The sequence below is a fragment of the Nitratiruptor sp. YY09-18 genome, assembly GCF_016593235.1.
In the GTDB taxonomy this organism is placed as follows: Bacteria; Campylobacterota; Campylobacteria; order Campylobacterales; family Nitratiruptoraceae; genus Nitratiruptor.
The window spans coordinates 1,244,096-1,256,512 of record NZ_AP023065.1 but is presented as its reverse complement, the minus strand read 5'-3'; the positions used below and the strand labels follow the sequence as shown (position 1 = coordinate 1,256,512).

11 protein-coding genes are annotated in these 12,417 nt (G+C 40.8%); 10 read left to right on the top strand and 1 reads right to left on the bottom strand.

Annotated elements, in window-relative coordinates; genetic code table 11:
- The first annotated feature begins 43 nt into the window (after window positions 1-43).
- The 6 genes from JG734_RS06745 to JG734_RS06720 are packed head-to-tail and all read left to right on the top strand — an operon-like array spanning window position 44 to window position 6,153.
- Entirely contained in the window at window positions 44-757 is a 714-nt protein-coding gene (locus JG734_RS06745) for a YebC/PmpR family DNA-binding transcriptional regulator (protein WP_201332525.1), read from the top strand.
- A gap of 35 nt (window positions 758-792) precedes the next feature.
- Complete coding sequence (locus JG734_RS06740; RefSeq protein WP_201332524.1) at window positions 793-1,611, top strand: peptidyl-prolyl cis-trans isomerase; 819 nt, start codon at window positions 793-795, stop codon at window positions 1,609-1,611.
- A 17-nt stretch (window positions 1,612-1,628) separates the two neighbouring features.
- The gene (gene fbaA / locus JG734_RS06735; protein WP_201332523.1) at window positions 1,629-2,705 is read left to right on the top strand and encodes a class II fructose-bisphosphate aldolase; all 1,077 of its coding nucleotides are present in this window, start codon (window positions 1,629-1,631) and stop codon (window positions 2,703-2,705) included.
- 17 nt (window positions 2,706-2,722) lie between these two features.
- The gene (locus tag JG734_RS06730; protein ID WP_201332522.1) at window positions 2,723-3,631 is read left to right on the top strand and encodes a 1-aminocyclopropane-1-carboxylate deaminase/D-cysteine desulfhydrase; all 909 of its coding nucleotides are present in this window, start codon (window positions 2,723-2,725) and stop codon (window positions 3,629-3,631) included.
- Window positions 3,628-4,920, top strand: a complete 1,293-nt coding sequence (gene hisD / locus JG734_RS06725; RefSeq protein ID WP_201332521.1) for a histidinol dehydrogenase — start codon at window positions 3,628-3,630, stop codon at window positions 4,918-4,920. The genes JG734_RS06730 and hisD overlap by 4 nt, the downstream gene beginning before the upstream one ends.
- Window positions 4,921-6,153 carry a spore photoproduct lyase family protein gene (locus JG734_RS06720; RefSeq protein ID WP_236586824.1) on the top strand — a complete coding sequence of 411 codons (1,233 nt, stop codon included), beginning with the start codon at window positions 4,921-4,923 and terminating at the stop codon, window positions 6,151-6,153.
- On the opposite strand, the gene JG734_RS06715 is transcribed toward JG734_RS06720, so the two are convergent.
- The gene (locus JG734_RS06715) at window positions 6,134-6,448 is read right to left on the bottom strand and encodes a DUF3817 domain-containing protein (RefSeq protein WP_201332520.1); all 315 of its coding nucleotides are present in this window, start codon (window positions 6,446-6,448) and stop codon (window positions 6,134-6,136) included. The two genes, JG734_RS06720 and JG734_RS06715, sit on opposite strands and share 20 nt — an antisense overlap.
- Before the next feature lie 88 nt (window positions 6,449-6,536).
- Here JG734_RS06715 and JG734_RS06710 point away from each other — a divergent pair, with 88 nt between their 5' ends.
- The 4 genes from JG734_RS06710 (at window position 6,537) to JG734_RS06695 (ending at window position 12,414) form a co-directional block, all read left to right on the top strand.
- Complete coding sequence (locus tag JG734_RS06710; RefSeq protein WP_201332519.1) at window positions 6,537-7,283, top strand: hypothetical protein; 747 nt, start codon at window positions 6,537-6,539, stop codon at window positions 7,281-7,283.
- Window positions 7,284-7,539: 256 nt separating this feature from the next.
- Window positions 7,540-8,184: a 4Fe-4S dicluster domain-containing protein gene (locus tag JG734_RS06705; RefSeq protein WP_201332518.1), complete on the top strand. Its 645-nt coding sequence runs from the start codon at window positions 7,540-7,542 to the stop codon at window positions 8,182-8,184.
- Entirely contained in the window at window positions 8,184-9,107 is a 924-nt protein-coding gene (nrfD, locus tag JG734_RS06700) for an NrfD/PsrC family molybdoenzyme membrane anchor subunit (protein WP_201332517.1), read from the top strand. The genes JG734_RS06705 and nrfD overlap by 1 nt, the downstream gene beginning before the upstream one ends.
- A gap of 10 nt (window positions 9,108-9,117) precedes the next feature.
- On the top strand, window positions 9,118-12,414 hold the full coding sequence (locus JG734_RS06695) for a molybdopterin-dependent oxidoreductase (protein ID WP_201332516.1): 3,297 nt from the start codon (window positions 9,118-9,120) through the stop codon (window positions 12,412-12,414).
- Window positions 12,415-12,417: the final 3 nt, after the last annotated feature.

Below are 12,417 nucleotides of genomic sequence, written 5' to 3'. Positions count from 1 at the left end.
ACTTTTTGCTATAATTTTACCCAAAATATATTGAGGAGTATTGATGGCAGGACACAATAAATGGTCCAAAGTTAAGCATATCAAAGCAAAAGAGGATGCTAAAAAAGGCAAAGTCTTTACAAAAGCTGTACGGGATATCATGACTGCAGTGCGCGATGGCGGTCCAAATCCTGAGACTAATGCTGCATTGCGTTTAGCAATTGAGCGCGCTAAAGCTGTCTCCATGCCTCAAGACAATATCAAAAGAGCGATTGACAAAGCAAGTGGTAATCTTCCAGGTGTCAAATATGAAGAGGTAACTTATGAAGGGTATGGACCAGGTGGGGTGGCTATAATGGTAGAGTGCCTTACAGATAACAAGAATAGGACAGTTGCAGCTGTACGTCACGCTTTTAGCAAGAGTGGCGGAAGTTTGGGTACAAGCGGAAGTGTGGCTTGGATGTTTGACAAAAAAGGCGTCATCAGCGTAGAGCGTGATGAGAATGAAGAGGCTGTTATGGAGGCAGCTTTGGAAGCAGGTGCAAATGATATTCTAGAGTTTGATGAGGTACTTGTCATAGAGGCTGACCCAAGTGAATTCAATCAAGTGCTTGAGGCAGTAGAGAAAGCTGGAGCAAATATTTTAGAAAGCAATGTTGGGCTTGTAGCAAACAATGAAATAGATGTAGATGATGCAACAGCTGAAAAAGTTGAAAAACTCATTGATATGCTTGAAGAGAATGATGATGTACAAAACGTTTACCATAATATGAAATAATAATAGCGTTAAATCAAAAATTGTAAAGGATAGGAATGAAGAAGTATTTAGTAAGTGGTATGGTGGCTCTAGGCCTATTAACCTCAAATGCATTAGCAGGAAAAGTTTTAGCAACAGTTAATGGGAAAAAGATTACGACCGAAGATGTCGCTCCTATTATTGCACAATCGGGAAGAAGTTTCGATCAACTTCCAAAAAATATCCAGAAAAAAGTTGTCGAGCAAGCAATCGAGAGAGAACTTCTCAAAGAAAAAGCGCTCAAAAGTGGTATTCAAAAATCAAAAGAGTACAAAGAAGCACTCGAAAAACTCAAAGGCAACCTTGCGTTTGAAATATGGATGAAGAAAAAGTATGATTCAATCAAAGTAAGTGATAGTGAAGCAAAAGCGTACTACAAAAAGAATATCGAAAAATTCAAAAGACCTGCACTTGTACATGCTAGACATATCCTTGTAAGAAGCGAAAAAGAGGCGCAAGAGATTATTAATGAACTCAAAAAGACTCCAAAAAGCAAACTCAAAGCAAAATTTATAGAACTCGCTAAGACCAAATCTGTGGGACCTAGCGGCAAAAAAGGTGGAGATCTTGGATATTTTAGTAAAGGCCAGATGATCAAGCCATTTAGCGACGCAGCCTTTGCGCTAAAACCTGGTCAATTTACTACAAAACCTGTCAAATCGCAGTTCGGTTACCATGTGATCTATGTAGAGGATAAAAAGCCTGAAACTACTGTGGAGTTTGCAAAAGTAAAAGATCGCATAAAATCGCAGCTCAAGATGGAAAAATTCCAAAAAATGATCAAGCAAGAGGTTGCTAAGCTCAAAAAATCGGCTTCAATCAAAGAGAACATCTAAGAATCTAAAGGACTGCTATGGGCGTAAGAGAGTTTTTGAAACCGGGTGTGGTGTGGGGTGATGATCTTTTGCGACTCTATGAGTATGCAAAAGAGCATAGTTTTGCATTGCCAGCTATCAATGTGGTAGGTACTAACTCCATCAATGCAGTTATGGAAGCAGCAAGAGAGGCAAACTCTCCTGTGATAATCCAACTGAGCAATGGTGGTGCGCACTTTTGGGCTGGCAAGGGTCTAGACAATGAAGGACAAAAAGCAGCAATCTTAGGTGCAATTGCTGCTGCAAAACATGTGCATATTCTTGCAGAAGCCTATGGTATTAGTGTAGTGCTCCATACTGACCATGCAGCGCGTAAGCTCCTTCCTTGGATCGATGGACTCCTTGCAGCTGGGGAAGAGTACTATAAACTCCATGGCAGACCTCTCTTTAGCTCTCATATGCTTGATCTCTCAGAAGAGCCCCTTGAGCAAAATCTTGCAACATGTGAAGAGTATCTGCGTCGTATGGCGCCACTCGGCATGCATCTTGAAATTGAGCTTGGTGTAACAGGTGGCGAAGAGGATGGTGTTGATAATACAGGCATCGATAATGCCAAGCTCTACACACAGCCTGAAGAGGTAGCCGAAGCCTATGAGAGACTCTCTCGCATTAGCCCATACTTTACTATCGCAGCAAGCTTTGGAAACGTGCATGGTGTATATAAACCTGGGCATGTAAAATTAGAGCCAATAATTCTTAAAAATTCCCAAGAGTATATCCGCCAAAAATTTGGTATAGACAAAGAGAAGCCTGTGAGTTTCGTATTTCATGGTGGAAGCGGAAGTGAACTTTCCAAAATACATGAAGCGATCGACTATGGTGTTGTGAAGATGAATATCGATACCGATACCCAGTGGGCTTTTTGGAGCGGAGTCAAAGGATACATTGAAAAATATCATGACTACCTCCAAAGCCAGATCGGCAATCCTGAAGGTGAGGATAAGCCAAACAAAAAATATTACGATCCTAGAAAATGGCTTCGTGAAGGTGAGAAAAGTATGAAAGCTCGCGTCATCAAAGCTTATGAAGATCTTCGCAGTCTCAATATTAACTAATCAAAGGGCTTTGCTCTTTGATTGACTCTCCACTCCATACTATCACGCTTTTCGATTACACTTTGCATGTCAAGCGAGACGATCTCCTCCATCCATTTATTAGCGGCAATAAAGCGCGAAAACTTTTTTATTTTTTACAAAATGATCTCAAAATTTCAACTGTTGTTTCCTATGGGTCTATGCAGTCAAACGCCATGGCAGCGCTAGCCTATTTGGCAAAACAAAAGGAGTGGAAGTTTGTCTACTATACCCGCATCAATGAAGCGCTTCTGGATAGCCCAAAAGGAAATCTTGCCTTTGCACTCTCGCAAGGTATGCAGATCAAAGATATCTCTACCTGGCCATACTCTAAGCAAGATCGCAATCTCTTATGTGAGAGTATAAAAGTTGATGATACACTTATAATCCCAGAGGGGGTGCGCTGCAAAGAGGCATATTATGGAATAGAACAACTCGCCAAAGAGATAGTAGATTGGAGCAAGAAAAATCAAAAAGATATTCCAATATTTTTGCCTTCTGGCACAGGGACAACTGCTCTTTTCTTGCAAAAAGCTCTCAAAAATCTTGGCTCTTTTTTGCAAGTAATAACTTTCCCATGTGTAGGCAAAAAGCAATACCTTCAAGAGCAGATGGAGTGTATGGAGCCTGATGTTTCAGCTATTCCCAAAATCATAGAGCCACCAAAACGCTATAGGTTTGCACATCTCTATCCAGAGCTTTATCAATTATGGCAAGAAGCAAAGAAGAGTGGTATAGAGTTTGATCTTTTATACGATCCTGTCGCATTTGCTACGCTACAAAAAAGCAATGACCTTCCAAAAGAGCTTCTTTACATCCATCAGGGTGGAAGGAGTGGTAACATTACAATGGAAGAGAGATACAAGAAAATGTTTGCTACAATCAAGGAAAAAAAGAGGGAGCTATGAAGATACTCAATACACAAGATGCTTCTTTTGCAAAGGAGTTTGCACATATCCTCTCGCGTGCAGATATGGATATCGAAAATGTCACGCCAATTGTCAAATCGATAATAGATGAGATCAAAAGTGAAGGTGATGCAGCGCTTTTTCGCCATATTGCAAAGTTTGATAATTGGGAGCCAAAGAGCAGTGAAGATTTGAAAATCGCCCCAGAGTTGATGCAAAGAGCATACGAAAATCTTGATGAAAAATTACGAGCTGCACTGCATTTGGCATATGATCGCATAAAAGCATATCACGAGAAACAACTACCAAAATCTTGGATCGATTTTGAGAATAATGGTACGATACTAGGACAAAAGGTTACTCCGGTTGAAAAGGCGGGTCTTTACATCCCTGGCGGTAAAGCTGCATATCCGAGCAGCCTTTTGATGAATGCTATTCCAGCAATTGTTGCAGGTGTGGAAGATATCATAGTAACAACTCCTACACCTGATAATGAGCCAAATGAGCTTTTACTCGCTGCTTGTCATCTATGCGGAATCGAAAAAGTATATAAAGTAGGTGGAGCAAGTGCAATTGCAGCACTTGCTTATGGTACCCAGACTATTGAAAAAGTCGATGTTATTACAGGACCTGGCAATATCTTTGTAGCAACTGCCAAAAAGCTAGTTTATGGTGAAGTCAATATCGATATGATTGCAGGACCGAGTGAGATTGGAATTATTGCAGATGAGAGTGCAGACCCACGTTACATTGCGATAGATCTTCTTAGCCAAGCAGAGCATGATGAGATGGCAAGCTCTATTTTGGTCACTACCTCGCAAGAGCTTGCACAAAAAGTAGATAAAGAGGTAGAACAGTTCTTGCAAGAACTTAAGCGCAAAGATATTGCAAGCAAATCGATCCATGAAAGAGGTGCAATTATTGTAGCAGAATGTATGAGTGAAGCTGTAGATATTATGAATAAAATCGCTCCAGAACATCTAGAGATAATGACTGCAAATCCCTTTGAACTCTTGCCAAAAATCAAGCATGCTGGTGCAATATTCTTGGGCGAAAACACTCCTGAGCCCATAGGTGATTATATCGCAGGGCCAAATCATACACTCCCAACAGGTGGAACTGCAAGATTTTATAGTCCGCTGAGTGTAGAAAATTTTCTTAAAAAAAGCTCGATTATAAATTTTTCATGTCAAGCTATGCAAAATATTGGAGAGGCTGCAGCGATCTTAGCGCATACCGAGGGACTGGAAGCCCATGCAAAATCGATAGAGATTCGCTTAAAAAAATAGATGAAGATATACGACTTTGAGAAAAAAATTGCACATACTCTCTTTGCAAATCTCCCCAAAAGCGAGCAGGAGTTTGTGCGCACCCAAGCCTATAAGTGGCGTCTAAGTGCAGCTCAGCTCAAGCAGCTGTGTGATATAGGTATCGATCTTTATATGTGGAGTGAGGGAAGCCTCGCAAATCTTTGGGAGGGTGAGAGCAAAGAAGAGATTCTCTCAAATATACAAAAGAGGTACGAAGAGATAAAGAGGAGACCTAAAAGCTATGATGGGTTTGTGATCGATAAAGAGAATACCCATAAAATCCGCTTTGCCCAAATTGATAAAAAGCTTGGTTTTGGTATGTGTCCGGTAGCAAGTCCGAAGACAAGGTGCTGTAATCTTTGGACACTGGATATGGTAGAAAGTTGCGGATATGACTGTAGCTACTGCTCAATCCAAAGTTTTTATAATGAAGATACAATTACGTTCAATACAAATCTCAAGGAGAAACTTCTCAATATAGAACTTGATCCCAATGAGATATACCATATAGGAACGGGGCAAAGCAGCGATAGTCTCATGTGGGGTAATCGCGGTGGAGTGCTAGATGCGCTCATAGCATTTGCACGTAAAAATCACAACGTTATTTTGGAGCTCAAAACCAAAAGTGATAATGTCCGCTACCTTTTAGAAAATGAGTATCCGCCAAATATCATAACTACCTGGAGTCTCAATCCCCAAACAATCGTACAGTCTGAAGAGCGCCTCACAGCATCTCTCCAAGAGCGCTTGGAAGCGGCCAAGAAGATTCATGATAAAGGGCGGCTCGTAGGATTTCACTTCCATCCAATGATCTATTATGATAATTGGAAGCAAGAGTATGGAGAGATTTTTGCAAAGCTTCTTGAAAATTTCGACCCACAAAGAGTAGCTCTTGTCTCTTTTGGAACGCTCACATTTATCAAACCCGTTATCAAGAAGCTTCGCAGGCGCACTTTCAAATCTAAAATATTGCAGATGCCTCTTGTTGATGCAGCTGGGAAGCTCTCCTATCCTATGAATATAAAAAGAGAGCTCTTTCACTTTGCTTATGAATCATTGCAGCCATGGCATGGGAAGGTGTTTTTTTATATGTGCATGGAGGATCACTCCCTTTGGAGGGAGGTGTTTGGGTATGAGTATCCTACTAATGAGAGCTTTGAGTTGGATATGAAGTACAGCTATCTAGCTAAAATCAAAAATCTTTCACACTGATTGGCTCATAATCGAAACGGTTTTTGAAAAGCCTCTCTGTATAGAAGCTTCCAAATGGTATCAGTGAAAGAATAAAGAAAAGGATTGATTCTTTCTTACTGATAAATGATTTGCTAGTAATTTTGTAGAGTTGGTAGCAAAAGAGAATAAACAAAATCCCATGTATCATACCTGCTATTTTCGTAGTAATTGCAAAGCCAGCAATATATTTAAGTGGCATAGCAATAAACAGCAAGATGAGATACGATATTCCTTCAATTTTGTTCATGATCATAAAGCGCTTTATATCAGACATAATTTCTCCTATTTATTTGTGCAAGTCTATCTTAAAAATTTTAAAGTTACAATAAGTTTACTAGTTAGTCTGTTTTTCAAGGAAAATAATGCATTGGTGGGATAGTGAGATTCAAAAGATTGCAACCGATTCAATCCATGGGGCAACATATTTGACGTATGAAAGTATCGAACTTGTCAAAAAAGCCAACAAAGAGGAGTTGTCTCAAATTTTACCCCCTCTTAAAGCTGCTCAGCCCTATATGGCTTCGATTTACAATTTTTGTCGATTTATTGATAAGAACAGAGAACTCTTTACACCTCAACTGTGTGATGAATGGTGGAGAAAATTTCAAGAATATGATGAAGAGATAATCAAAAAGTCTGCAAATCTTCTCCGCGATAAAAGAGTTTTAACCCACTCGCATAGCTCACTGGTGCGCAAGACGTTGCTCCAAGCAAATCCAAAAGAGATTATTTGCACAGAGTCTCGTCCAAAATGTGAAGGCAGAGAACTTGCATATATATTGCAAGATAGCGGGGTGGATGTAAAACTCATTATCGATGCAGCTGTCGGTCTTCTCATCAAAAAGGTTGATGTTATTATTTTTGGAGCTGATGGTTTAGGTGAGTTTGGACTTGTCCATAAAGTTGGTAGCTATCTCATGGCTTTGGCAGCCAAAGAGGCCAGGATTCCTGTAGTGGCTCTGGTTAATCCATTTAAAATCTGGCCAAAAGATTTTACTCTGCCACCACAGCCGCACAAGCCAGCTGACGAGATAGATGGCAAGATAGAAGCTATCAACCTCTACTTCGATGTGACTCCTCTTAACTTTATAAATAAAATCATAAGTTGATTAAAAAATAATTTGGATAACAATCAATATATTTGAACGATTGAACTCTTGGAGGAAAAATGTTTGTTAAAGTATGAAAAAAATACAAATATTGATACCATTTTTAAAAAAATAGAGAACTTTTTAGTAAATGTTAAGCTTGCAGTGTTAAACTATAAATAGCTATGAAATAGCGCTTTTATGGTATTTAGCTTGACTTATGTATATCAAAAGTTAAGCTTATAGAACCGTTTACTCAGTCTATAAAGGAGTAGTTATGAAGCTAGGCTTTTTAGTTGACCTTGACCTATGTATGGGGTGTAAAGGTTGTGAAGTGGCATGTAAAGTCGAAAACAAAGTTCCACTTCATAGTTGGCGCTTGCGTGTAAAATATGTAGATGTGGGTGTCTATCCAGAGACAAAGCGTACATATACACCGCTGCGCTGTAACCACTGTGAAGATGCACCGTGCGAGAGAATCTGTCCGGTTAGTGCGCTTCACTATCTTGAAAACGGTATCGTTAATATCGATAAAGAGCGCTGCATTGGGTGTGCAGGCTGTATGATGGCGTGTCCATATGGTGCTATTTATATGGATCCTGAGACAAATACTGCAGATAAGTGTACATACTGTGCGCACAGAATTGCCAGTGAAATGATGCCATCATGTGTTGTAGCATGTCCTGTAGAGGCGAACATCTTCGGTGATCTTGATGATCCTACAAGCCATATCAGCCGCTACATTATGGAACATCAGAAAAAAGGTGGCGTACAGGTAAGAAAGCCAGAGAAAAATACGCATCCAAAACATTTCTATGTTGGTGGTGGTCAAGTGCAGCTCAATCCTCTTGCTGCAAAACGTGAAGAGGGATACAATCTCTTCAACAAAATTACTCACTTAGACCATATAGGAGGTCACTAATGGTAGAGCATACTGTTGCAGCGACAAACGCTATTGTTACCCTAGATGTAGCAATTCCTGAAGTTATTTGGGGATGGATGATTACGCTCAATATGTGGGCAAAAAGTATTGGCACAGGTGTTGTTTTGGTTGGAGCATTTTTGCTTGCTCGCTATGGAGATAAGGTAGGTGATAAAGTAAAACTTTGGATGCCAATTATCTCATTTATTTTCCTCAATATTTTCTTGCTCTTTACACTCTTAGATTTGCATCAACCGTTGAGAATGTGGCATATCTTCTTCTACCCTCACTGGACGAGCGCAATTACAGTGGGTGCATGGATGGCTACTGTGTTTACAGGTGTTATTTTTATTATGGCAGTTATTGCAATCAAAAAATACCTGCTCAAAAAGCCTTGTAAATTAGAGCATCTTTATGATCCACTTCTTAAAGTTGCAGTCGTACTAGCAATCCCTGTGACTCTCTATACTGCCACTATCATGGGCGAGGCATCTGCAAGAGAACTTTGGCAAACTCCAACTGAACTTGCACAAATGCTCTTAGCAGCTCTTCTTTGTGGTAGCGCAGTTTTCCTCATTATTGGTGGAGAGTGGAGCTATGAAGTAAAAAGAGATCTAGCTATTATTCTTGGATCGAGTGCATTCTTGAGTTTTACAATCTATATGGGTGAATACTACTTTGGACATATGAAAGCTGAAGAGGTTGCAGCAATCTTGGCATATGTCAAAGAGAACGGTCCATACCATGTAATGTTCTGGGCAGGTCAATGGATAGCATTTATTATCCCAATGATTCTCGTCTACTTCAGCCTTAAAAGTAGAAGTGCGTCATTGCTCTATTTGGCAAGCCTCTCAGCGATTATTGGGCTCTATATTACAAAACATGTGTGGCTAATAATCCCACAACTACTACCTCTAAGCTAAGGAGCGAAGCATGAGTTTTATCGAAAGCAGAAGAAATTTCCTCAAAGGCACAGCAGCTGCAGCAGTTGCAGGTTTGGCTGTAAGCAAGGGTGTCTTTGAGACTATTGCACAAGCAAATACACAAGAGACAACAAAATTTACAAATACTCCAAAATCTCTCTCTTTCTATCCACCACTTGAAGAGTGGGATGATTTCAAAGAACTTGATGGAGAGGACTGGAAAAGAGGTGGTATCAATAGAAAAGGGGTACAAAGCGAAGATAACCCAGATGGTATCTATGTAAATGATTTTGTTATCGTTCCAACAGTATGTAGTAACTGTGAAGCTGGATGTGGTTTGACTGCGTGGGTAGACAAAAAAAGTATGATTGTCAAAAAATATATGGGAAACCCTCTCCATACAGGGAGTCGCGGACGCAACTGTGCGAAAGGGTATGCTGTATGGTCACAGATGTATGATCCAGACAGAATCCCATTCCCACTCAAGAGAGCTCCAGGTAGTAAAAGAGGAGAAGGTAAGTGGGTACGTGTCACATGGGATGAAGCGATGAAAGATATCGGCAAAAAAGTTGCCGAGCTCCTTGAAAAGGGCGACGAAGTAAGCCGCAAGATGTTCATCTACCATGTGGGTCGTCCAAATGAGAATGGCTTTAGCGGTAAAGTTCCCCATACGCTTGGATTTGATGGTTTTGATTCGCATACAAACATCTGTAGTGCTGGTGCACGTCAAGGATCTATTCAATGGGCAAATGACGATAGAAACTCTCCAGACTGGGCTAACAGCCGTCTCATCTTCTTGCAATCTTCTCATGCTGCAGATGCTGGTCACTACTTCCAGCAAAGTGCAGGTTTGATTGCGGATGCGAGAAAGAGAGGAGCTAAACTTGTTGTCATCGACCCACGCCTTTCAAACAGTGCTGGTATGGCTGATTTATGGCTTCCGATTTGGCCTGGAACAGAAGCTGCGCTCTATCTCTATCTAGCAAACAGAGTTCTTCATGAGAAGAAGAAAAACGGTGAGGATATGGTTGACCACGAGTTTGTGAAAAACTGGGTCAACTGGAAAAAACTTATGAAAGATAAAGAGTATCTCCAATATATCAAGGACAAGGGCTATATCAGCCAGCTTCCAAAAGATGAGAGTTATGAGAGTTTCATAGAGCTTCTCAAAGATATGTACAAACATTATGACCTTGACTTTGTTGTCAAAGAGTGTAGGTTGGAAGGTCAAGAGTATAAACTCGATCAACTTTGGGAGATGATCCAAGATGCAGGAGATAAAATCTCTACATATCTCTGGCGTGCTGGAACTATCGGTCACCGTGGTGGATGGATGAACACAAGAAGTGGTTTCTTGCTCCTTGCTCTCACAGGTGCACTCAAAGGTGATATCGGTGGAGTGAGTTGGCACCACTGGCATGAAGTAAGTGTCAATGGTAAATTTTTCAAAGCAACAGAAGCTGGTAAACAACCTGAGAGAGTAGATACATGGAATGACTACTCTTGGCCACCAGAATATCCGCTCTCGACGTATGAGATGAGTTTCTTGCTTCCACACCTCATCATGGATGATGAGTGGAGAGAGAAGTGGAATAAGCGTGGTTTCAAAATCGCTGATCGCATAGCAGTATGGGTACCACGTATGTACAATCCTGTATGGATCAATCCAGATGGATTTAGATGGATTGAGGCATTGAAGCGTGAAGATAAATTTGAGCTTACATTCAACCTCTCTCCAACATGGAGTGAGACAAACTGGTATTGTGATTATGTCTTGCCAACAGGTCTATCAGGAGAAAGACATGACCAGCAATCAGCTCCAACAAAACCAGAGCAGTGGACAGCCTTCCGTCAGCCAGCTCTTCGCGTAGCACTTGAGAAGATGGGATGGAAGCCAAAAGATCCGGCAAGAGCAACTCTAGAGGCACATATCAAAGCTGGCCTTGGTGAAGTGTGGGAAGAGAATGAGTTCTGGGCAAACTTGATGGTGCACTATGTTGATCCAGATGGTAAATATGGAGTCAAAAAGTACTGGGCAAGTAAAGAGGATCCTAGCAGACCTATTACGATTGCTGAGCTTTACGATGCAGCATTTGCTAACTTGCCAAAACTCAAAAAGGCGGCAAAGGCAGCATATCCAAACAGCAAATATCCATGCTATGAGTTTATGCGAGATCGTGGTGCATGGACAGAAGAGACTGATGTGTATAAACCACAAGAGGAAGAGATTCCATTTGATGGTGAATACTATACAATTCATGGTAAGAAAGTTCACGCAAGCGAAGTAGAAAAAGATGAGTATGATGTGCTCTATCATGATGGAAAGCCGTTTGGAATTGAGATAAACGGAAAAGCATATCATGGATTCCATACTCCAGATAAGAGACTTGATTTCTATGTTGATTGGCTAGCAAAAGAGTATCAATGGCCAGAGTATGCTATTCCTATCTATCCAAGAGACGAAAAAGAGCGCAAAGAGATGGTACATCTTGTTACACAAGTGCACCATGACTATATCGATCCGAAGAAAAATGAGTTCGCACTCAATACAATCTACAGATTGCCATACAATATCCATACAAGAAGTGTGAACTCTAAACATTTGATGGAGATCAGTCAAAATCATAACCCTATCTGGATCCATACAAGTGATGCGAAACGCCTTGGTATCAAGCGCGGTGATAAGATCCGTGTACGTATCGTAGATACTGTGAGTGGATTAGAGAGTGGATATTTCGTGGGTATGGCAGTGCCTACTGAAGCGACACGTCCAGGTGTTCTTGCATGTTCTCACCATGCTGGTCGTTGGAAGCTCAAAAATGCGGTAGAGATCCCAGGATTTGAACATAAACTTGGTGTTATGGGACTTGGTGCACCTCTTTATAAAATGGAGATGGATGGTAAGATCGGTAAGATGCGAGCAAAAGAGGGCATAAAAGAAGGTATGATCAAGCGAGAAGATAGCTGGCAATTCAAAGATATCAACAAAGACCTTGATAATATCTGGTGGGATGGGCTTACAGGTGCATGGCAAAATGCTGTAGCTCCTGTACATCCAGATCCAATTGCTGGTAACCATGCATGGCATCAAAAAGTTATCATCGAAAAAGCAAAACCTGGTGATAAATATGGTGATGTCTATGTCAACTATGAAAACAACTTCAAAACTTACCAAGCATGGAGAGACAAACTTACTCGTCCAGTGAATGAGAAGATGAAGTTTAGACGTCCACCTTGGATCAAAAGACCAGCAACACCTCTTACAATACGAGCATATAAAAATCCAATGTATCGCGAAGAGGCTTAATCA